A 21,020-nucleotide genomic window follows, 5' to 3' on the forward strand; every position below is an offset into this window, starting at 1 on the left:
GGCAGTCACCCGTTCCTGCCTGCCCCCGGGGAGCCGTCGTGTCCACCCACGCCGATCACCGCCGCGCCCGCGCGCGGCTCGACGCCGAGACCATCGACCGTGCCGCCGCCGTCCTGCGGCGGCGGGTCGCGATCGGTCGCTACGCCGGGCTCGCCGGCGACTACGCCGGGTTCGAGGTGTGCGCGCTGCTCGAGGCCGTCGCGCACACCTCGGCCGAGGACCCCCGCTCGTCCCGCGTGCGCGACGCGGCGCTGCGGGCGGCGCGGGCGCTGCTCGCCGACGAGCCCGGGGTCTCGTGAGCAGCGAGGGCCCGCCGCTCGCGGTGCCCGTCGGTGACCACGGCCAGGGCGACGCCGGCGACGAGGGCCACCTCGCCGAGCAGGGCCAGCGGACCGGGCACCGCGCCCGCGAGCAGCGCGGCGAACACGAAGCCCCACGCGGTCTCGAGGGCCATCAGCTGGCTGACCAGCACGGGCGAGAGCCGCGCGGCCGCGGCGTGCCACAGCCGCACCGCCAACCACGACGACACGAGGCCGAGGAAGAGCACGACGAGCAGGGCGCGCACCGGCTCGGCAGGCACACCGCCGGTCGCGAGCAGCCAGATCGCCAGCGGCAGGGCCAGCACCCCGGCCGCGAGGCCCTGGGCGCCGGCGAGCACCGGGCCGAGGTCGGGGCGGTCGGCGAGCAGGCGGTGCGAGTCGAGGCCGTACCAGCTCCAGGACGCCACCGCGACGAGCGCGAGCACCGTCCCGATCACCGCGGACCAGCCGCCGGGGCCGGGCGTGGGCGAGGTGTGCACGAGCACCTGCCCGACGCCGACGAGGGCGAGCGCCGGAAGCAGGGCCATCAGGCCCGCGCGCCCCCGGTGCCGCGCGGAGATCAGCGCCATGACCACCGGGACGAGGCCGATGGTCGCGACGGCGATGGTCGGGCCCGCGAGGCGCACGGACAGGGCGACGAGGCCGTAGTAGAGCAGCGAGCCCGTGATCGCGTGCGCGGTCACCCGCACCCACGGGACGTCCGTGCGTAGCACGCGGCGCAGCTGGGGCAGCGACACCGCCCCGAACGCCACGAACCTCCCCATCGCCAGCAGCAGGGCGGGCGCGAGAGGCGCCAGCTCCGGCGCCACGAAGACCGCTCCCCACCCCGCGCCGGCCAGCACCATCGCGCCCAGCGCGGTTCGCCTCGTCATGCCTCCACGATGCGCGCGCGGCCCCGGGCGATGCCGGGCGATCTTCCAGGCTCGACGGCTCTCAGGCGCATGATGGCGTCATGACCGCGCCGCACCGTGCACGATCCGCCCAGCCCGCCCTGGACCGGGTCGACCGCCGCATCCTCGATCACCTCGCCGACCACGGACGGGAGAGCCTCGCCGACCTCGCGGAGGCGGTGTCGATCTCGGCGTCGTCGGCCCAGCGGCGGCTGCGGCGCCTCGAGAACGAGAAGGTGGTCCGCGGCTACCGCGCGGTCCTCGACCCCGACGCCGTCGACCGGGGGCTGGTCGTGCACCTGACCGCGACCCTCGTCGACCACACCGCCAACACCGTCGGCCGCTTCGAGCGCCACATCGTCGACCTCGCCGGGCTCGTGAGCTGCCACCACGTCACCGGCGACGTCGACTACCTGCTGCGCGTCGACGTCGCCGACGTCGAGGCCCTCGACGTCCTGCTGCGGCGCACGCTCGCCCGCGTGCCGGGCGTCGCGCGGTTCACGACGATGGTCGCCACCTCGGGCCTGGTCGACCGGGTCACCCGGATCTAGTCGCCGGTCCTGTCCCCGGTCAGCCGGTCCACCTCACCCAGCAGGTCCGACACCTGCTTGACGACGCTGAAGCGCTCGCGGGCGTGGCGCGCCGCGTCCGGGCCCTTGCCCTGCTTCCAGCCCTCCTCGAGCGCCCGGGTGACGGCGGCGGCGAGGGAGTCGGCGAGCTCCCGGCGGTCGTCGGTCTCGGGCACGAGCGTGCCGACCTCGTCGGTGACGAAGTCCCGCGGCCCGCCGGAGTCGGCGCCGATCACCGGGGTCTCGCAGGCCATGCACTCGAGGAACACGAGCCCGAACGGTTCGCGGTAAGAGGGGAAGACGCCGACGTCGGCGCAGGCGAAGACCGTCGCGAGCTCCTCCTGCTGGCGCGGCCCGAGGAAGTAGGTCCGCTCCAGGCCGAGCGAGGCCGCGAGGTCGTGCATCTTCACCTGCTCCTCGACCGGCCCCGAGCCCGCGACGAGGGTCAGCACGCGCCGCTCGCCGCGCTCGTAGGAGGCCGCCGCGCGCAGCAGGGCGTCCAGGCGCTTCCAGTCGGCGAACTTGCCGACGAACGCGACGACGGCGTCGAACCCGCCCTCGGGCGCGACCGCCTCCGGCGCCCGCTCGGACCCGGCCGGCGGCTGCGTCGTGAAGCCGGCGAGCACCCGCTCGCGGTCGGCGTAGAGCTCCGGGGCGGGGAAGAAGGCGTGCTGGTTGTAGCCGTTGTGGGAGAGCACCATCCGCTCGCGCGGGAACTCCGGGAAGACCGCCGAGAACGCCTCGATCTGCTCCGAGGAGATCGAGGCGACGACGTCGACGCCGTGCTCCGGGCCCGCGGACCAGTCGAAGATCTTCTCCTGCTGCATGAACGGGAGGAACCGCCACGGGAACTCCGCGGGGTTGTCGCCGCGCTGCTCGTGGACGTACATCTTGAGCTCGGTGCCGTGGGCGAAGTCCAGCAGCGGCATCCGCGGGCGTCCCGCCTCCGTCCGCGCCCGGATCACGTCGCGCATGACCACCGCGTTCATGAACGCGTGGTGGGCGATCGCCAGGCCGAACTCGTCGCCGGTGCTGGCCTCGATCTCGTCGATCCACTCGGTGACGAAGGCCGTCAACCGGGCCCGGTACGCGTCGACCTCCTCGGGGTCCATCGCGTGCCACCGGTAGCTCGAGACCGGGGAGATCGACTCGCAGATCGGGATGTCGTGCTCGAGCGGGAACACCCGCACGTCGTCGGTGCGCCAGCGCTGCACCCGGGACGGGAACACCGAGTAGCAGCGGACGCCGGGCAGATCGTTGTACGCGGTGTGGTGGGCCTCGTGCAGGATCCCCGAGCCGGGGGCGAACTCCCCGTCGCGCTGCCAGTTGTTGGTGCCGAGCTGGAAGATCAGCCGGTCGCCCATGCGGTGTTCTCCCCCGGGGTCTGCGCTCGTCGAGGCCGCTCGTCGGGGCGCAGCCTAGGCGCCGGCTACACCGCACCCAGGGCGAGGCCCCGGTAGTTCTCCGCCAGCGCGCGGCGGGCGGACTCCGACGTCGCGATGTGGCGCAGGTGGGCCAGGGCGAGCTGCTCGTCGAACGGGTCGCCGTCGGGGTCGACGTGCAGCATCGTGGTCATCGTCCAGGAGAAGTGCGCGGCCCTCCAGACACGGCGCAGCACGGTGTCGGAGTAGGCGTCGATCAGCGCCTCGTCCTTGGTGGCGAACCACTCGGAGAGCGCGTCGGCCAGCACGCGCACGTCGGCGACCGCCAGGTTGAGGCCCTTCGCGCCGGTGGGCGGGACGATGTGCGCGGCGTCGCCGGCGAGGAACAGCCGCCCGTGGCGCATCGGCTCGGTGACCACGCTGCGCATCGGGGTCACCGACTTGTCGGTGATCGGCCCCCGCTCGAGCGTGAACGAACCGGCGTCGAGGGCGAACCGGGCCGCGAGCTCGTCCCAGATGGCCTCGTCGGCCCAGTCGGCGGCGTCGGTGCCGTTGGGCACCTGGATGTAGGCGCGGGTGACACTCGGCGAGCGCATCGAGGCCAGCGCGAACCCGGTGCGCCCGCGGGCGTAGATCAGCTCGTGCGACGAGGGCGCCACGTCGGCGAGGATCCCCAGCCACGAGTACGGGTAGATGCGCTCGAAGCGCCGCACGAGGTGCTCGGGGATCGCCCGGCGCGCCGGCCCGTGGGAGCCGTCGGCGCCCACGACGACGTCGGCGCGCAGCACGTGCTCGGCGCCCTCGTGGCGATAGCGCACGGTCGGACTGTCGGTCTCGACGTCCTCGACGGAGAGCACCTCGGCGTCGAAGAGCAGCGGCTCGCCCTGCTCCAGGCGCAGCGCGATGAGGTCGCGGGTGACCTCGGTCTGCGCCCAGATCATCACGCGCTCGCCGGTGAGCTCCTGCATGTCGACGCGCACGCTGCGCCCGGAGAAGCGCAGCTCGAAGCCGTCGTGCGGTATGCCGAGCTCGTCCATGCGGGCGGTCGCGCCGACCTCGCGCAGGGCCTCGACCGTGCCGTGCTCGAGGATGCCCGCGCGCTGGCGGGTCTCGACGCGCTCGCGCGGGCGGGCCTCGAGCACCACCGAGTCGACACCGCGCAGCCGCAGCAGGTGCGCCAGCATCAGGCCGGCCGGCCCGCCGCCGACGATCGCGACCTGCGTGCGGTCCGGGGCGCTCACGCCGGGGTCTCGGTGGTCGCGGTCGGCGGCTGGGCGAGCCCGTGGGCGGAGAGGTCGAGGAACACGGTCTCCCCGGTGCCCTGCATCCGGATGTCGAAGCGGTACCCGGGGCCGGTGACGCCGCCGTCGGGCACGGCCATCAGCGTGGCCCGGCGCTCCTCGTCGAGCTGTGCGAGCAGCGGGTCGGCGAGGTTCGCCTCGACGTGGTTCGGGAAGTAGACGCGGGTGAACAGGTGGTGCAGCAGGCCGCGCGCGAACACCGTCACGGCCATGTGGGGGGCGTCGCGGGCGCCGGAGCGTGCCGCCGGTCGCAGGGTGCGCAGCCGGTAGTCCCCGGCGCGGTCAGTGGCGACGCGGGCGAAGCCGGTGAACGAGCGGCCGTCGCGGTGCAGCGCACCCGGGCGCACCGGCACGCGACCGTCGGGACCGGTCTGCCAGAACTCCAGCAGCGCGTCGGGCACCGCCACGCCGGCGCCGTCGCGCACCGTGCCGTGCAGCGTGATCGCGCCGGGCGTGCCCATGGGGACGACGTCGCCGCCGCCCTCGAAGGGCAGGCCGAACGCGAAGAACGGCCCGACGGTCTGGGAGGGCGTGAGGTCGAGCATCAGGCTCCGTCCACATCGGGCGGGGTGGCGTGCGCGCCGTCGAGCACGATGTCCCAGCGGTAGCCCAGCGCCCACTCCGGCTGGGTCACGTCGTGGTCGTAGGCGGCGATGAGGCGCTGCTGCGCCTTCTCGTCGGTGACGGACTGGAAGATCGGGTCGAGCCCGAACAGCGGGTCCCCGGGGAAGTACATCTGCGTGACGAGGCGCTGGGTGAACGCCGTGCCGAACAGCGAGAAGTGGATGTGCGCGGGACGCCAGGCGTTGGTGTGGTTGCGCCACGGGTAGGCGCCCGGCTTGATCGTCACGAACCGGTAGCGGCCCTCGTCGTCGGTGAGGGCCCGGCCGCCGCCGGTGAAGTTCGGGTCGAGCGGCGCGGGGTGCTGGTCGCCCTCGTGGCGGTAGCGCCCGGAGGCGTTGGCCTGCCAGACCTCGACGAGCTGGTTGCGCACCGGGCGCCCGTCGCCGTCGAGGACCCGGCCCGTGACGATGATCCGCTCGCCGAGTGGCTCGCCGGCGTGGTGCCGGGTCAGGTCGGCATCGATCGGGGCCACGTCGGCCGCGCCGAACACCGGCGCGGCCAGCTCGGTGAGGCTCGGCGGTGTCACGACGAGGGGTCGCTGCGGGGACCGCAGGGCGGTGCTGCGGTACGGGCCGTAGGCCCGGTCGGGATGGCCGTCGGGCCGCGTCTGCGCCGCCGCGGCCTCGGCGATCTCGGCGGACACCGCCCGCTGCGTCGCGGGCTCCTGCGTTGCGCTCACGTCGTCAGGGTGCCTGGCGCCGGCGCCGTGCCAGAATCGAGCTTCCGGCCACCGGAAGGAGCGCAGGGTGAGCCCACAGCGCGACGGTCAGAGCGGACCGTCGGTCACCGGACGCGTGCTCGGGATCCTGTCCGCGTTCGGCCCCGGGGCGGAGGCCCTGTCCCTCTCGGGCATCGCCCGCGCGGCCGGTCTCCCGCTGTCCACGGCGCACCGGCTGGTCGGCGAGCTCGCCGCCTGGGGCGCCCTCGAGCGCGGCGAGGACGGCCGCTACCGGATCGGCCTGCGGCTCTGGGAGGTCGGGGCGCTCGCGCCACGCAGCCTGGGCCTGCGGGAACGCGCCATGCCCTACCTCGAGGACCTCTACGAGGCGACGCGGCAGAACGTGCAGCTCGCGGTGCGCGACGGCCACGAGGTGGTCTACGTCGAGCGCCTCGCGCACCCGGAGGCCGTGCGCGTGTTCAGCCGCGTCGGCGGGCGCATGCCCCTGCACGCCACCGGGGTCGGCCAGGTGCTGCTCGCGTTCGCCCACGCCTCGGTGCAGGAGGAGGTCCTCGCCGGCCCCCTGAGCGCCCTGACCCCGCGCACGGTCACCGACCCGCACGCGCTGCGCCGCACCCTGGCCGGCGTGCGGCGCGAGGGCGTGGCCGTCTGCGACGGGATGGTCGACCTGCTCTCGCTCTCGGTCGCGGCTCCGGTGCGCGGGGAGGACGACCGGGTCGTCGCGGCGATGTCGGTGGTCGTGCCGAGCGCGGGCAGCGACCCGCGCACCATCGTCCCGGCCGTCCGGGCCACCGCCCGCGGGATCTCCCGGGCGCTGGGCTCGCCGTCGGCGCGGCGCCGTCCGTCCGGGGTGGTCACCCCGCTGCCGAGCGTGGGTGCGGACGCCCCCCGCACGGCTGAACGCGGCGCGTGACCGGCCAGGTCGCGCTCCATCCGGACGTGCTCGCGGAGCCGGAGCTCTCCGACGACGTGCTCGCCGGGCAGGACTAACCCGGTTCGCCGCGCCTCTTGCGGTGGAGGACCCACGCGAGGTCGACGACGCAGACCGCCGCGACGACCCCGAACGCGGTCGCCGCCCAGGGGAGCCAGAGCACGACGAGGAAGATCACGACGCCGGCGAGGGAGGTCAGCAACCCGAAGACCGCGAGCACCGCCCGCAGCGTCAGCGCGCTGTAGGTCGGCGCCGCACCGCCGAAGCCGGCCGTCGGGTCGTGGTAGTCGGGCAGCCCGCGCTCGTAGTCCTCGCGGGTGCGCCGAGGCTTTCCGGTCACGGCCTCGCTCCGTTCGTCGCCCGTGTTCCTGGAGCCCACGGGTTTGCCCGACCGTGGAGATCGGTGAAACCCGGGCACCACCACCGCCCGGGAGGACCCCCATGCGCCCGTTCGACGACATCGACCGTCTCGCGAACGCCCAGGCACTCGACAAGGTCGCCGCCCCGGCGCGCGACCTCGTCCACAAGCTCCTGCGCCGCCAGGACGTCAAGGACGCCCTGCACGGGGTGTGGATGGGGCACCCGCTGCACCCGGTGCTTGCGCAGCTCTCGCTCGGTAGCTTCGTCTCGGCGGGCGTGCTCGACGTCGCGCCCCGCACCCGCCGACCGGCGACCGTCCTCATCGCGCTCGGGCTGGTCTCCGCGGTGCCGACCGCGGCGGCCGGCTGGGCGGACTACGCCGACGGGCACGAGGAGCAGCAGCGCGTCGGTGTAGTGCACGCCGCCGCCAACATCGTGATGCTCACGGGCTACGCCGCCTCCCTGGCCGCGCGGGCCCGCGGACGCGGGTTCCGGGGCGCGATGCTCGGCTGGGCCGCGCTGGCCGTCGGCACGGCCGGCGCCACCCTCGGCGGGCACATGGCCTATCACCAGGCGATGGGCGCCAACCACGCGGAGGGCTACCCCCACATCGCGCCGGGCGACTGGACCGACGTCGGCACGGTCGACGAGCTGCCCGAGGGCGAGCCGACGCGGCGGATCGTCGGGGACGTCGGCGTGCTGGTCGTGCGTCGCGGCGAGCGGATCCACGCCCTCGCCGACCGCTGCGCCCACGCCTCGGCGCCGCTGCACGAAGGCCGGATCACGAACGGCGACGGCCCCGAGTGCGTCGTGTGCCCCTGGCACGGCAGCGTCTTCCGGCTCGACACCGGCTCCGTGGTGCACGGCCCGGCCACCGCCCCGCAGCCGACGTTCCGCACCAGGGTGCGTGACGGTCGTCTCGAGCTCGCGATCACCGGGTACGGAGGCGTGCCCGCGAGCTGAGCGATCGGGTGCACCGGACCGGTGCGTCCGGGTGAGCGTCGAGTGGCCACCGGGCGAATCCCGTCCAGCGGTCGCGCGTCCCCGCGCTCCCGCAGCGCGGGGACCGCCGGGCCCGTGTCAGGGTAGAAATCCGGCATCCACCACCTGGTCGACGAGCCCGTCGCCCACGACCCGCCGCACCCCCCGGGAGCACCTCCGCATGACGTCCGGTCCGGCCTCGCCTGCCGCCGACCCGCCCGCCACACCGACTCCCGCGTCCCCCCAGGGGGACCTGTCCGACCACCTGCGCCACATCGCGCCGCACGTGATGGTCTACCTGTTCGCCTTCGTGCCGTTCATCGCCCTGATCGCCGCCGTTCCGTTGGCCTGGGGCTGGGGGCTGACGTGGGTGGACGTCGGGCTGACCGCCCTCTTCTACGTGCTGACCATGCTCGGTGTCACGGTCGGGTTCCACCGGTACTTCACCCACGGCGCGTTCCGCGCCAAGCGCGCCCTGCGGATCGCCCTCGGCGTGGCCGGGAGCATGGCGGTGCAGGGGCCGATCCGGCACTGGGTCGCCGACCACCGCCGCCACCACCTGTTCGCCGACAAGGAGGGCGACCCGCACTCGCCCTGGGCGTTCGGCACCTCGCCGGTGGCGCTCGTGCGCGGCTTCTGGCACGCGCACATGGGCTGGATCTTCGACCGCTCGCTGACCAACCAGCAGCGCTTCACCCCGGACCTCCTCGCCGACCCGGACATGCGCGCGGTCAACCGCTGGTTTACGCCGCTCACGGTGATCAGCCTGCTCGCGCCGCCGCTGCTCGGCGGGCTCATCACGTGGTCGTGGTGGGGCGCGCTCACCGCGTTCTTCTGGGCGAGCCTCGTGCGCATCGGCCTCACCCACCACGTGGCGTGGTCCACGAACTCGATCTGCCACCTCGTCGGCGAGCGCCCCTGGCGGGCCCGCGACCGCTCGACGAACGTCTGGCTGCTCTCGATCCCGAGCATGGGCGAGTCCTGGCACAACCTGCACCACGCCGACCCCACCTCGGCGCGCCACGGCGTCGGTCGCGGCCAGATCGACATCTCGGCGCGCCTGATCTGGATCTTCGAGAAGTTCGGCTGGGTCAGCCACGTCAAGTGGCCGACGCCCCGGCGTCTCGACCGGCTCGCCGCCCGCGCCTAGTACGCCCTCCGGTAGCGGGCGTCGAGGACGCAGTAGAGGCCGAACGCCGCGAGCCCCAGCGAGATCAGCACGAGCGGGCTCACGCCCTGCCACCGGCTGACGAGCTCGCGCAGGGCGGCGTCCAGCCCGCCGACCCGCGCGGGGTCGCCGCGCAGCGCCGCGACGGCGAAGAGCACGCCGACGGCAGCGAACGCGGCGGCCCGGGCGACGTTGCCGACCGCGCCGAGCACCACCGCGGCACGCCGCGCCCCGGCCGGCATGTCGTCGACGAGGTCGCCCATGAAGGTCCGGGCGACGCCGGTGTAGATCATTGTGCCCGCGATCACCATGACCGTGATCGCGACCGCGGCCACCAGCAGGTTGCCGGCCGGCAGCGCCAGGAGCCACGTCACGAGCTTCTGCGGTCCCGCGCGGCCGCTCTGCTGGTCACCCAGCACGCTGCGGGCGGCCGCGAGCGCGACGGCGAGCACCGCGATCGCCTTCGACGCCGCGCCGACCCGCTTGCGGAAGCGCTCGCCGCCCGACACCCAGCGGAACCCGGCGACGGTCGCGGCGATCTGCCAGACGGCGAACGCCACCAGCCCGGCGACGAACACGACCAGCAGCACCGTCCCGGCTGTGCCCACCGAGGCCACGGCGGCGACCGCGGCCTGCTGGTCGACCTCGGCAGCACGGGCGCCGAACGCGAGACGCAGGCCCAGCCCGGCGACGAGCAGGTGGACCGCGCCGTACGCGATCAGGCCCGCGCGCCCGAGGAGCTCCACGAGGCGGCTCGGGGCGTCGCCGCCGCCGTGCAGGGTGCGGTCCACCGCCTCCTCGGCAACGTCCTCGACGGCCTCGCCGGCCGTGTGCTCCGTGGTCATCTCCACCGAGTCACCCCGCCGGCGCGGCGGCGAAACGTTCAGAAGTCGGGGCTGCTCCCGGTCGGGACGCCCTCGGAGCCGGGGATGCGCTGGAGATGCACCCGACGGGCCAGGCGGATCCCCGGGCGGAGCAGCAGCTCGATGCTGCCCACGACGAAGAACCAGGTGCCCGCGTAGGTGGTGGCCTCCGAGAAGAACAGGATGCTGCCGATGAGGAACCACAGCGCGATGAGGATGTCGTTGACGATCGACGCCACCTCGTAGCGCCGGCGGACGATCAGCTCTTCGTGGCCGATCGAGAAGATCAGCGGAGGCCTCTCGATCTCGCCGTCCGCGGGCGGTGGCAGTGGTCTGCTCATGGTGACAGCCTGCCGCGTCGGGGCTCCCGGAGTCAGATCCGTACCCCGAGCGTGCGAGCGTGACGTTCGGCGGTCTCCGCGTCCTCCCGGGCGCGGTCGGCCTCCCGGCGACGGGCGTCACGCTCGCGGGCGGCGGCGTCGGCGGCGTCCCAGGCCGTGCGGCGGGTCTCCTCGGCGGCCTCGAGACGGGCGCGCAGGTCGCTCACGACGGCGTCGGCGTCCTCGGCCTCGCCCGTCGCCGTGTCGGCGTCCTCGGCGGCGCGACGGGCGAGCTCGGCGGCCTCGTCGGCGCGCTCGCGGGACTCGCGGGCGGCCTGCTCCGCGCGCTCGCGCTCCTCGCGCTCCCGGCGTTCGCGCTCCTCCCGCTCGCGCTGCTCCTGCTCGGCGCGCTCCTGGTCCTCCCCCTCCCGGTCGACCTGCTCCTCGGGCTCGGGCGTGGTGGTGTCCCCGGTGCGGGGCGCGCGCGGGGGCCGGCGATCGGGGCGGCGCTGCGAGGGCCGCGACGGCCGCGCCGTGCGGGCGGAGCGGGCGCCCGAGGCGGGGCCGCCGAGCGCGGCGCTGATCCCGCCGTCGCCGAGGCCCGGCCCGGCCTCCATCCCGCCGGCGAGCTGCCCGCCCGCCAGGGCCCGCGCGGCGGCGGGGTCGGCGAGCGCGGCCCCGATGGTCTTCTCGAGCTCGCGCACGGCCGGGTCCCCGAGACGCACGGCCTCCTCGCGTGCGATGCGCCGGCCGCGCTCGACCAGCGCGTTGATCAGCTCGTGGCGCTGGCGGGAGAGCTGGCGCAACGCGTCGCCCTCGAGCTTCTCCTGGGCGTCGCGCAGCGATCCGCCCAGCTCCTCGAGGCCCTCGACCTCGTCGGGGTACTCGCGCGCCAGCCGGTTGGCCACCCACGCCGCCACCGAGGGCTTGCGCAGCCCGCCGATCTCGGTCGCCAGCTCGCGGTCGCCCGCGGCGCGGACCTGCTTGACCAGCGCGTCGCGCACCCCGATGAACTCCTCGCGCCCCACCCCGTAGAGCAGGTCGGCGGCGTCCTCGAGCGAGGTGGGCAGCTCCTCGTCCGTCTCGTCGGTGGTCTCAGCACCCGGGGCCATGGGGCACACGGTGCCGTACCCCGCCGACGGTCGGGAATGCCCCAGGCGAACGGGGACCTGGCCCCACTCCCCCCGCACCCGTTTCTCCGTAGCGTCCGACGCGATCCACGGCCACAGTGGACACCGACCGGGAGGTGCGGACGTGCGTCGCTGGCTGACACGACACCGGTGGGCCGGGGGCGCGGCCGCCGAGGAGCTGCCCGCCGACGTCGGCGGTGAGCCCGTGGCGCCCGAGGAACCGGCCGACGTGCCCGTCGACGACGTCCGCCCGCCGGTCCGGCGCCGCCAGGCCCCCGAGACGCACCTGCCCCGCGAGCAGCGCCTGCGCCGGCCGCCACGCCCCGACCGAGGTTCATGATCGACGCGGATTTCCACGCACTGGGTGCAAGCGTGGACGCAGGGCTTGCACGCGGTGCGGTCAGGGAGAGCGGGGCGTCACGACGCGGGCGAGGCCGGGCGCGTCGGCCATGGGGGCGGTGACGGGGCCCTCGAGGATGCTGCCGTCGGGGGCGAAGCGGGAGCCGTGCAGCGGGCAGTCCCAGCTCTGCGCGGCGTCGTTCCACGCCACGATGCCGCCGAGGTGGGGGCACACGGCGCCGAGCTCGTGCTCGACCCCCTCGACGCGGCAGCGGGCGACCTTGCCGCGGGGCGTCGTCTCGATCCGGCCCTCCCCCTCGGCGAGCGGGGTCTCCGAAGGCAGGTGCGGGCGGGCCCACCCGGTGGCCAGGTAGCGCCCGACCTGCCCGTTCGCCTTCGCCAGCGCGGGCAGGGCGGAGGCGACCGGCGCGCGGTCGGCCCGCAGCGCCCCGGACCACGGGTTGGCGCGGCCCACGACGTGGTCGCGCAGCGCCAGGCCGGCCGCGGTGCCGCCGGTCATGCCCCACTTCGCGAACCCCGTCGCGACCAGGACCCGTGACTGCCACGGCATCGGCCCCACGAACGGCAGGCCGTCCTCGGGCAGGTAGTCCTGGGCGGACCAGCGGTGGGTGATCTCTCGGACCGGGAACCGCTGCGTCGTCCAGTCGGCAAGGTCCTGCTCGTGCGACGACGTCGGCGTGCTGGCGCCCACCCGGTGGCCGAAGCCGCCGGTGAGCAACCGCTCCTCCCCCTCGATCACCGCGGTGCGCAGCGACACCCCCGGCTGGTCGGCCGACAGGTACATCGCCGGGGGCAGCGGGCCGTCGACGCGCACGGCCTGGGCGTAGGACCGACTGGGCTCGACGCGGGCGAAGTAGAGGCCGCGGTCGAGGATCGGGACGCCGGTGGCGAGGACGACGCGCTCGGCCCGGACCTCGCCGTGCTCGGTGCGCAGCCGCGGGGCGCCGAGGAGCGAGACGCTGCGCACCCGCGTGTGCTCGTACACGAGGTGGCCGCTCTCGTGCAGCTCCTGGGCGAGGTCGGCGAGGTAGGGCATGGGGTCGAACTGCGCCTGGTCCGCGAGCGTCACGGCCTCCGAGACCTCGAAGGGCAGACCGACCTCGGTGCCGAGCTGCGCGGGGAACCCGGCGCGGCGCAGCACCGCGGCCTCGCGCCGGATCGTCTCCGCGGCGGCGGACGAGCGCCCGTCGGTCGCGAAGGTCACGGAGGCGCGCCGCTCGAGATCGCAGTCCGCGCGCCGCGCGCGGTCGAGCAGCCAGTCGAACCCAGCCCGGTGCGCCGCCAGGTAGGCGTCGACGGTCTCCTGGGAGTGCCGGTGGTCGAGCGTCGCGGCGCGCGTGCCCTGCAGGAGCGAGATCTTGGCGGTGGTGTTGCCGGACGCGACCGCACCGATCCGGCGGGCCTCCAGCACCGCGACCTGCAGCCCCTCCCGCGCGAGCAGGACCGCCGTCGTCAGGCCCGTGATCCCGGCGCCCACGACCGCGACGTCGACCCGGCGGTCGCCGCGCAGGGCCGGGAAGGTGTCGGGCTCCTCGGCGTGCTCCGGGTCGTGCCACGCGGAGAGCTCGCGGGCGGGCAGGGGCGTGGTGGCCATGGGACGGAGGTGTCCGGCCGCCCGGGGCGTCAAACGGCGCGCTCGATCACGCCGCCGACCGGACCCGGGACGGGTCGAGCAGCGCCGCCACGTCGACGGCGAGCAGGTGCCGCTGGGCGGCGAGCTGGGCGTCGCGGTCGTCGAGCCCGCCGGCGCGGGTCGCCGCGAGCTCGTCGGCGATCTCGTGGGCCGGGCGGGGGCCGTCCGGGTCGTCGGCGTGCGGGTCGGGTGCGGCGGGGTCCGCGGCCAGGGCGCGCACCGCGGCGGCGAGCTCGTCGACCCCGCGCACCAGGTGGTCGGGGAACCGGGCGCCGTGCGCCTCGGCCGCCACGGCGATCCGGTTGCCGGCGCGCCCGGGTCACCCCGCGAGGGCGGTGCGGGTCCGGGCGAGCGGTGTGGACCGGGAGAGCACCACCGGATCAGACGGCGACCAGCTGCTCCGCGGTGGTCTCGCGCTCGATCTGGTCGCGCAGGGCGGCGAGGGTGCGGGAGAGCAGTCGGGAGACGTGCATCTGCGAGATGCACAGCACCGCGGCGATCTCGGCCTGCGTCTTCTCGTGCACGAAGCGCAGCGCGAGCATCGTGCGCTCGCGCTCGGGCAGGTCGCGGACGAGGGACCCGACCAGCGAGCGGATCTCGACCCGGTCGAGCTCGCCGTCGACGACCCCGAGGATGTCGACGAGGGCCGAGTCGTCACCGGAGCCGAGGGACTCGTCCAGCGACGCCGGCTGGTAGGAGCCGTGCGCGGAGATCGCCTCGGCGACCTCGTCCCGGGTCATGTTGAGGTGCTCGGCGAGCTCGGCGGCCGTCGGGGCCCGTCCGAGACGCTGCGACATCGATGCGGTCGCCGAACCCACGGCCACGTAGCGGTCCTTGACGCTGCGCGGCGTGCGCACCGACCAGGCCGAGTCGCGGAAGTGCCGCCGGACCTCGCCCATGATCGTCGGGACGGCGTAGGAGAGGAAGTCCCGCTCGCGGCCCGGGTCGAAGCGCTCGATGGCGTGCAGGAGGCCCAGCGAGGCCACCTGCTCGAGGTCGTCGGTGGGCTCGCCGCGCCGGGCGAACCGCCGGGCGATGTTGCGCGCCACCGGCAGGAACCCGTGGACCAACCTCTCGCGCACGCGTTCGCGGCGCGGGTCGTCCTCGGACAGGTCCGCGTACTCGGCGAGCAGCGGAACGTACTCGTCGTAGTCAGTCGTCCGTCCAGCCATGCGGTGTCACCCCTGATGGGGCCCCGGCAGGCCGATCGGGAGACCAGTCAGACGGGGCGCTCGTTGCACGTGAGCTGACCCGGCTGTCTGTCTGAACCGGTGAATGCCTTCGTGAGGTGTCAGTGCCCCGTACGCCCCGAGGTCACACATCGGGCGTTCAGGCGTGACGCAGCCGGTCCACCAGATCGAGCAGTGCGGCGTCGACCACGTCGTGGTGCGTCCAGTTCACAGCGTGCCCCGCGCCGTCGACCAGCACCAGGCGGGCCCGGGGACCGAGGGCCTCGGCGATGCGCCGGCCGTGGGTCGCCGGGGTGAGACGGTCGTCGGCAGCGGTCACCACCGTCGTCGGCACCGACGCCAGCACGGGCAGCGAGCCGGTCTCGTCGTGGGAGAGCAGCGACGAGGAGAACGCCGAGGTCACCGTCAGCGGCAGGCTCTCGGTGGCCGCCTGCAGCCGGCGCACGTCGTCGTCGGAGGCGTCGGCGGTGAACGCCATGCGGCGCACCAGCCAGCGGCCGAGGGCGGAGTCGCGCCACGGCAGCTGGTCGGCGACCGGCGCGGCCAGCCGGGCCCCCTCGAGCACCGCGGGCAGCACCCCGGCGCGGCGCGCGACCGCGTGCAGGGCGCCGAGCGGCCCGTCGGAGATGAGGTCGCCGGCGGAGGTCGCGACGAGGAAGACCCCGGCGACGCGGGTGCCGAACCACTCCGGGTGCTGGCGGGCCAGCGCGAGCACGCTCATGCCGCCCATCGAGTGCCCGCCGAGCACCACCCGCCCGCACGGGGCGACGGCATCCACGACGGTGGCGAGGTCGCGACCCAGCTGGTCGATGGTCGCGTTCGCCGGGTCGCCCCACCCGGAGCGGCCGTGGCCGCGCTGGTCCCAGGTCACGACCCGCGCGCGATGGGTCAGGGCCTCGAGCTGGGGCGACCACTCGTCGGAGTCGACGGTGAAGCCGTGGCTGAGCACCACGACCGGGCCGTGGTGGCCGTGGATCTCCACGTGCAGGGGAACCCCGTCGGTGGCGCGCACGCCGTGGACGGGGCGCGGCGGACGGGTGGTGGGGAGCTCGGTCGTGGAGGAGGGGGGCGGTTCCGTCCGGGCCGGGGCGATCTCCGTGACCCCTCCCCCGGGGTCGACGGCCACCGCGCCGGCCCGCTCGGAGGGCAGGACGGCCATGCCCTCAGGATCGGCAGCGGGACCGGGGCCCGCACGCCCGGGAGCGGTGGCGTCGACCAGCAGCAGCCGGGGACCGACGGGCGGTGTGACGCGGTCGGCAGCACCGGTCGCGTCTCACCCCTCGGAGCAGGGACGGTGCCGCCGGCCGACTAGTGCCGGGGCTCGACCGCCAGCGTCACGGCCGTCGGGTGGGCCGCGTCGTGCAGCACCTCACGGGGCTGGCGCACGAGCGTCGTGGCCTCGCCGAGCGGGTCCCCCGTCCCGGGGTGGCGGGAGAACCGGGGGTGGGCTCCGCCCGAGATCTGCACGCGCAGGCGGTGCCCGGCGGCGAAGCGGTGGCCGGTGTCCCACAGCTCCACGGCCACCTCACGGCTGCCGTCGGCGGCGGTCGCCGGGTCGCCGGGGGCGAGGCGGACGAGGCCGTCGGTGATGTTCACCGAGCGGCCGCGGGGGTCGACGTCGCACACCCGGACGAACACGTCGAGGTGCTCGACCTCGGCGCGCAGGAACACCGTCGCCGACACCGGCCCGAGGGCGACGACGTCCTCGGCGAGCGGGTCGGAGCTGAACACGGCGACGTCGGTGCGGGCCTCGAGTGCGGTCTGGTCGCGGGGTCCCGACCGCCCGGTGAGGATCGGGCCGCCGACGGCGGGCGTGGGGTCGGCCGGGTCGTAGTCGATGCGGGTGCCGGGCCAGTGCACGGCGCCCGCGGTGCGGTCGGGCGGCGGCTGCACCGACAGCGAGTGGTCGGCGCGCAGGAACCAGGTCCGGTGCACCGCGTCGGGCGGCGGCCAGTCGGCGAGACGCCGGACGCCCCCGTCGCCGGAGAGCGTCACCGACACCGGGGCGTCCGCGGTGGTGGCCGCGACGACCCCGCCGCTGCCGTGCGTGCCGTCGAAGACCCGCTCGAACGCGGCCAGGGACTCGCGCAGGCCGGCGGCGATGCCGGGTCCGGAGGTGTGCACCCAGGGACCGAGGACCAGGCGCGGGCGGGCGCCCGCGGCGCGCAGCGCGGCGTGGTCGGCGAGCTGCCAGGGCAGGAAGATGTCCTGGAAGCCGCCGGTCATCGTGACGTCGACGTCGGCGCGGGCCACCTCGGCGACGCCGGCGGTGTAGCCGCGGCGGGCCCAGTACGCCGAGCCGGGGTCGGACTCCCGCAGCCAGTCCTGGAAGAAGTCGACCTGGTCGCCGGTGGCGCGCCGGTCGGCCTCGCGCAGCGGCAGCACGTCGAGGGCGTCGACGAGGGTCTTCCGCCCGCGCAGCAGCCGGGTGGACCGTGCGAACGGCCCGGCCGCCATCGACCGCATCATCGCGCTCCAGGACAGCGCGTTGTCCAGGGAGAACGACCCGCCGGCGTAGGTCTGGTCCCGGAACGACGACGCGGTGACCAGGGTGCCCATCGCGCGCAGGGACCGCCCGGCGGCGGGCGCGAGGGCCCACTGGGTGAGCCCGAGGTAGCTCGGGCCGAGGGTGGCCAGCCGCCCGTCGCACCACGGCTGGTCGAGCACCCAGCGGACCGTCTCGCCGCCGTCGGAGGACTCGTCGAACGGCGAGAGCACGCCGTCGGAGTCCGCGGTGCCGCGCACCGACTGCGCCACCACCTGCAGGCCGCGCTCGGCGACGAGGCGCCCGAAGACGACGCCGATCCACCCGGCCCGGCCGTAGGGGCTGCGCACGAGCACCACGGGTCCGCGGGAGACACCGGCCGGGCGGTGGTGGTCGTGGCGCAGGACGGCGCCGTCGGTCATCGGGACCGCGACGTCGCGGTCCACCGTGACCCGGGAGGTGCGGGGCGCGGGCAGGCGCATGGCCCGGCGCAGGACGGCGGTCGCGAGGCTCACACCGGCAGTCTCGCCGATCACGTCCGGATGCCGCCGGGCGGCGCCGACTCGCCCGATTCCTCGTGGAGCGTCAGCAGTCGTCCGCTCCGCGTCCACCACCCCGTGTGGTCCTGCGCGCCGGCGGGGGCGACTCTGCCTGTCGTGACCCGGACTCCCCGCGGCCAGGCACCGGACGTCGGTGTCCCCACCGTGCTGGCCGACCGCATGACCGTCGCGGAGCAGCACGACTGGCTGACCTCCTTCCTGCGCCGCCATCCGGTGAGCCGTCGCAGCGCGCTGCGCGGCGGGACCGGCGTCCTCGCGGCGACCGGCCTCGCCGCGGCGCCCTGGACGCTCACCGCGTGCGCCACCGCGGCGCAGGCGCCGGTCGCCGTGGTCGGCCGGCACCTGGCCTACGGCGCCGACCCGCAGCGCCAGATGGCGTTCGCGGGCGAGCTGACCGCGCCGCCGCCCGGCCCCGTCGTGGTCGACCTGGGGCGCGACGGTTCGTTCGGCACGACGCTGCCGGTGGACGTGCGCCGGCTGGTCTCACAGGTGCCGCAGGGCGGCGGCGCGATCCGCGGGAGCGAGCAGTTCTTCGTGCACGCCCTGGCCGACGGCCTCGCGCCGGGCGAGCGCTACCGCTACCGGTTCCGCCTCCCCGACGGCACGACGACCCCGGAGGCCGACTTCGTCACCGCGCCCGGGCCGGGCGCGACGGAGCCGTGGAGCTTCACCGCGTTCGCCGACCAGGGCGTCGACACCGTGCCGCCGAGCGGGGAGGAGGGGTTCACCAACGACTACGCGTCGGACGACACCCGGCGGACGACGACGCCGTCGACGTCGATGGTCGACCGCATCGCGCGGCAGGGCCCGGCGTTCCACCTGCTCGCGGGCGACATCTGCTACGCCGACCCCTCGGGTGAAGGGCTCCCGGAGCGCCGCGCAGGCGGCAGCGGTTTCGACAGCTTCGACCCGACGGTGTGGACGACGTACTTCGGGCTCATCGAGCGCAGCGCCGCGTCCACCCCGTGGATGTTCGCCACCGGCAACCACGACATGGAGGCGCTCTACGACGACAACCGGGCCGGGGGCGCGAGCCACGGCTACGGCGGGCACGCGGCGCGCCTCGACCTGCCCCGCACCGGGCCGTCCGCGTGCCCGTCGGTCTACACGTTCCGGCACGGCACCGTCGGCGTGATCAGCCTGGACGCCAACGACCTCTCGACCGAGATCCCCACCAACGCGGGCTACTCGGGCGGCGCGCAGACGGCATGGCTGCGGCAGACGCTGACCGCGCTGCGCGCCGACGCGGGAGTCGACTGGATCGTCGCGTTCTTCCACCACTGCGCGTTCGCGACGTCGAAGGCGCACGCCTCCGACGCCGGGGTGCGCGCCGCCGTGGCGCCGCTGTTCGACGAGTTCTCGGTCGACCTCGTCCTGCAGGGCCACAACCACCAGTACGAGCGCACGAACCCGATCCGGCGCGGGCGCTCGGTCGTGCAGGCCCCCGACGGCGCCACCGTGCGCCCGGAGACCGACGGCACGACCTACGTGTGCGTCGGCTCCGGCGGGCGCCCCCGCTACAGCTGGGTCGACGGCGTGACCGACCGCTACCGCGGCAACCCGGGGCCCGACAGCGGCGTCACCGTGGCCGGCTACCTGGCGCTCGGGGAGGACGCCGAGCAGCCCGACGAGGTCGACTGGTCGCAGGCGCGCTACCTGGACTACGCCTACGTCACCGTCGACGTCGTCCCGGCGCCGGCCGGCGGCGGGGAGACGACCCTGACCGTCCGCGCGACCACGGACACCGGCACCGAGATCGACCGTGTGACCCTGGCCCGCCGCACGTGAGCGAAGTTCCCGGCTATAGCCGGGAACTTCGCTCACGTAGCCCGTTCGGTGGAGCCGCCGGTGGAGCGGGCAGAATGCCGACGTGCGTCCCCATCCGGTCCTCGACGTCCTGGCCGCCCGGCGCGCCGAGGGTTCCTGCCCGAACAACAGGACCGACGGCCACCACGTCGCGCTCGCCGTCGAGGGCGGCGGCAGCCGGGCGACCTACTCGAGCGGGATGGTGCTCGCGCTCGAGGAGCTCGGCCTCGCGACCTGCTTCGACGCCGTCTACGGCGCCTCCGCGGGCGCGCTGGCCGGCAGCTGGCTCGTGGGCGCGCAGGCCGCCGTCTGCTGCGCCGGCTGGTACCGCCCGGGGCTGATGGAGCGGGTCACCAACCCCGGACGCGGCCTGCGCGGCAAGCCCGTCGTCGACGTCGAGTACCTCGTGCACACCGTCGGCGAGAAGGTCATCCCGGTCGACTGGCAGGCCGTGCTCGACGCCGAGGTCCCGCTGCACCCGGTGGCGACCGACGTCGAGACCGGCGAGGCCGTCGACCTCGCCGACACGATCGTCGACAAGACCTCCCTGCAGCTCGCCCTGCGCGCGAGCGCCGCGGTGCCGCTGCTCGCGGGGCTGCCCGTCGAGATCCGGGGACGCCGGTACGTCGACGCCGCCGTCGCCGAGCCGATCCCGTTCCGCACCGCGCTCGCCCAGGGCGCCACGCACGTGCTCGTCCTGCGCACCCGCCGGGCCGACCAGACCGCCGTCGACGTGACCCGCCTGGAGAAGGCGCTGGTCTCCCGCCTCGGCGCCGTCAACGTGCCGGGGCTCGTGCACGTGATGGGGAACCGGCTGGAGAACCGCCGCGCCGACGACTCCCGCCTCGCCCACGCGACGGCGTCGCCCACCGACGAGCCGCCCTACCTGTTCGAGGTCCGCCCGCCGTCGGGCGCGGACACGATCAACCCGCTCGAGACCGACCCGGACGTGCTGCGCAAGGGCATCGAGACCGGGCAGGACGCCCTGCGCGGCGCCCTCGAGCTCGACGGCGACGGACGGGACATTCAGGACGCGGAGCGCTCCTCCGCCTGAGCGGCGGTCCGCAGCGGCAGCCCCGCGACGATCCGCGCCGCGTCGGCCCCCGCCTGCCGCACCCGGCCCGCCGGGGCGTCGCCGGCCAGCCGGAGCACGGGCTCCGCGACCAGGGCGTGCCGGACGACCACCGCGCCGTCGGGCCCGATGCCCACGCCGACCTCGAGCCGCGACTCCGCCGCCGCGTGCCGGGCGAGGGCGTCGCCCCCGCTCCCGACCGGCGCCAGGATCGCCGTGGGGATGCCCTGCTCCTCGGCGCCCGCGCACACCTCGCGCACCACGGCGGGCGGGGCGTCGTCGTGCACCGTGACCAGCACCGCGGGCGGGAGCGCGGGGTCATCGGCCCGGTCGATGCGACCGTGGCAGCCGGGCCCGCCGAGGACCGACACCCCCGAGAGGGGACTGGTCACCCCG

The 21,020-nt window shown here is 75.4% G+C and carries 22 protein-coding genes; 7 read left to right on the forward strand and 15 right to left on the reverse strand.

What is annotated here, in order from left to right; all coding sequences use genetic code 11:
- Positions 1-160 precede the first annotated feature (160 nt).
- Positions 161-1,192: a DMT family transporter gene (locus tag OG774_RS16615; RefSeq protein WP_328302387.1), complete on the reverse strand. Its 1,032-nt coding sequence runs from the start codon at positions 1,190-1,192 to the stop codon at positions 161-163.
- A gap of 80 nt (positions 1,193-1,272) precedes the next feature.
- Between OG774_RS16615 and OG774_RS16620 the strand changes: the two genes are divergently transcribed.
- Positions 1,273-1,761, forward strand: coding sequence for an Lrp/AsnC family transcriptional regulator (locus OG774_RS16620; RefSeq protein ID WP_274190035.1), 489 nt, complete (start codon positions 1,273-1,275; stop codon positions 1,759-1,761).
- Here the strand turns inward: OG774_RS16620 and OG774_RS16625 are convergent.
- From OG774_RS16625 to pcaH, 4 genes are all read right to left on the reverse strand, one after another.
- The gene (locus OG774_RS16625; protein ID WP_328302391.1) at positions 1,758-3,143 is read right to left on the reverse strand and encodes a glycosyltransferase; all 1,386 of its coding nucleotides are present in this window, start codon (positions 3,141-3,143) and stop codon (positions 1,758-1,760) included. The two genes, OG774_RS16620 and OG774_RS16625, sit on opposite strands and share 4 nt — an antisense overlap.
- Before the next feature lie 65 nt (positions 3,144-3,208).
- Positions 3,209-4,402, reverse strand: coding sequence for a 4-hydroxybenzoate 3-monooxygenase (locus tag OG774_RS16630; protein WP_328302393.1), 1,194 nt, complete (start codon positions 4,400-4,402; stop codon positions 3,209-3,211).
- Positions 4,399-5,007 (reverse strand): protocatechuate 3,4-dioxygenase subunit alpha, encoded by a 609-nt coding sequence (gene pcaG / locus OG774_RS16635; RefSeq protein WP_328302395.1) that lies wholly within the window; start codon positions 5,005-5,007, stop codon positions 4,399-4,401. Before pcaG ends, OG774_RS16630 begins: the two co-directional genes overlap by 4 nt.
- On the reverse strand, positions 5,007-5,717 hold the full coding sequence (pcaH, locus tag OG774_RS16640; RefSeq protein ID WP_328310992.1) for a protocatechuate 3,4-dioxygenase subunit beta: 711 nt from the start codon (positions 5,715-5,717) through the stop codon (positions 5,007-5,009). Before pcaH ends, pcaG begins: the two co-directional genes overlap by 1 nt.
- Positions 5,718-5,832: 115 nt before the next feature.
- Between pcaH and OG774_RS16645 the strand changes: the two genes are divergently transcribed.
- The gene (locus OG774_RS16645) at positions 5,833-6,678 is read left to right on the forward strand and encodes an IclR family transcriptional regulator (RefSeq protein WP_328302397.1); all 846 of its coding nucleotides are present in this window, start codon (positions 5,833-5,835) and stop codon (positions 6,676-6,678) included.
- 73 nt (positions 6,679-6,751) lie between these two features.
- On the opposite strand, the gene OG774_RS16650 is transcribed toward OG774_RS16645, so the two are convergent.
- Positions 6,752-7,036: a DUF6343 family protein gene (locus OG774_RS16650; protein ID WP_328302399.1), complete on the reverse strand. Its 285-nt coding sequence runs from the start codon at positions 7,034-7,036 to the stop codon at positions 6,752-6,754.
- Positions 7,037-7,137: 101 nt separating this feature from the next.
- Here OG774_RS16650 and OG774_RS16655 point away from each other — a divergent pair, with 101 nt between their 5' ends.
- A complete protein-coding gene (locus OG774_RS16655; protein ID WP_328302401.1) occupies positions 7,138-8,019 on the forward strand; it encodes a Rieske 2Fe-2S domain-containing protein in 882 nt (293 codons plus the stop codon).
- A 199-nt stretch (positions 8,020-8,218) separates the two neighbouring features.
- Complete coding sequence (locus OG774_RS16660; RefSeq protein WP_328302402.1) at positions 8,219-9,187, forward strand: acyl-CoA desaturase; 969 nt, start codon at positions 8,219-8,221, stop codon at positions 9,185-9,187.
- Here OG774_RS16660 and OG774_RS16665 read toward each other — a convergent pair.
- From OG774_RS16665 to OG774_RS16675, 3 genes are read right to left on the reverse strand one after another with little or no spacing between them, the layout of a single operon-like run.
- Positions 9,184-10,050 carry a DUF1206 domain-containing protein gene (locus OG774_RS16665; RefSeq protein WP_328302404.1) on the reverse strand — a complete coding sequence of 289 codons (867 nt, stop codon included), beginning with the start codon at positions 10,048-10,050 and terminating at the stop codon, positions 9,184-9,186. The two genes, OG774_RS16660 and OG774_RS16665, sit on opposite strands and share 4 nt — an antisense overlap.
- 38 nt (positions 10,051-10,088) lie before the next feature.
- Complete coding sequence (locus OG774_RS16670; RefSeq protein ID WP_274195940.1) at positions 10,089-10,409, reverse strand: YrhK family protein; 321 nt, start codon at positions 10,407-10,409, stop codon at positions 10,089-10,091.
- 32 nt (positions 10,410-10,441) lie between these two features.
- Complete coding sequence (locus OG774_RS16675; RefSeq protein WP_328302407.1) at positions 10,442-11,500, reverse strand: hypothetical protein; 1,059 nt, start codon at positions 11,498-11,500, stop codon at positions 10,442-10,444.
- 142 nt (positions 11,501-11,642) lie between these two features.
- Between OG774_RS16675 and OG774_RS16680 the strand changes: the two genes are divergently transcribed.
- Positions 11,643-11,858: a hypothetical protein gene (locus tag OG774_RS16680; RefSeq protein WP_328302409.1), complete on the forward strand. Its 216-nt coding sequence runs from the start codon at positions 11,643-11,645 to the stop codon at positions 11,856-11,858.
- A gap of 60 nt (positions 11,859-11,918) precedes the next feature.
- Here the strand turns inward: OG774_RS16680 and OG774_RS16685 are convergent, their stop codons facing one another.
- The 5 genes from OG774_RS16685 to OG774_RS16705 all read right to left on the reverse strand — a co-directional run bounded on the left by OG774_RS16685 (position 11,919) and on the right by OG774_RS16705 (position 17,701).
- A complete protein-coding gene (locus OG774_RS16685) occupies positions 11,919-13,472 on the reverse strand; it encodes an FAD-dependent oxidoreductase (RefSeq protein WP_328302411.1) in 1,554 nt (517 codons plus the stop codon).
- A gap of 46 nt (positions 13,473-13,518) precedes the next feature.
- Positions 13,519-13,803, reverse strand: coding sequence for a hypothetical protein (locus tag OG774_RS16690; protein ID WP_328302413.1), 285 nt, complete (start codon positions 13,801-13,803; stop codon positions 13,519-13,521).
- 88 nt (positions 13,804-13,891) lie between these two features.
- The gene (locus OG774_RS16695; protein ID WP_328302415.1) at positions 13,892-14,683 is read right to left on the reverse strand and encodes a SigB/SigF/SigG family RNA polymerase sigma factor; all 792 of its coding nucleotides are present in this window, start codon (positions 14,681-14,683) and stop codon (positions 13,892-13,894) included.
- Positions 14,684-14,840: 157 nt separating this feature from the next.
- Complete coding sequence (locus OG774_RS16700; RefSeq protein ID WP_328302417.1) at positions 14,841-15,860, reverse strand: alpha/beta fold hydrolase; 1,020 nt, start codon at positions 15,858-15,860, stop codon at positions 14,841-14,843.
- A gap of 149 nt (positions 15,861-16,009) precedes the next feature.
- Positions 16,010-17,701, reverse strand: coding sequence for a CocE/NonD family hydrolase (locus tag OG774_RS16705; RefSeq protein ID WP_328302419.1), 1,692 nt, complete (start codon positions 17,699-17,701; stop codon positions 16,010-16,012).
- 141 nt (positions 17,702-17,842) lie between these two features.
- On the opposite strand from OG774_RS16705, the gene OG774_RS16710 reads away from it, so the two are divergent.
- Both OG774_RS16710 and OG774_RS16715 read left to right on the forward strand, forming a co-directional pair.
- Complete coding sequence (locus tag OG774_RS16710) at positions 17,843-19,534, forward strand: metallophosphoesterase (RefSeq protein ID WP_328302421.1); 1,692 nt, start codon at positions 17,843-17,845, stop codon at positions 19,532-19,534.
- 82 nt (positions 19,535-19,616) lie between these two features.
- The gene (locus OG774_RS16715) at positions 19,617-20,606 is read left to right on the forward strand and encodes a patatin-like phospholipase family protein (protein ID WP_328302423.1); all 990 of its coding nucleotides are present in this window, start codon (positions 19,617-19,619) and stop codon (positions 20,604-20,606) included.
- On the opposite strand, the gene OG774_RS16720 is transcribed toward OG774_RS16715, so the two are convergent.
- A complete protein-coding gene (locus OG774_RS16720; protein ID WP_328302425.1) occupies positions 20,579-21,016 on the reverse strand; it encodes a glycerol dehydratase reactivase beta/small subunit family protein in 438 nt (145 codons plus the stop codon). The genes OG774_RS16715 and OG774_RS16720 overlap by 28 nt on opposite strands.
- Positions 21,017-21,020: the final 4 nt, after the last annotated feature.

Source organism: Actinomycetospora sp. NBC_00405 (assembly GCF_036044095.1).
In the GTDB taxonomy this organism is placed as follows: domain Bacteria; phylum Actinomycetota; class Actinomycetes; order Mycobacteriales; family Pseudonocardiaceae; genus Actinomycetospora; species Actinomycetospora callitridis.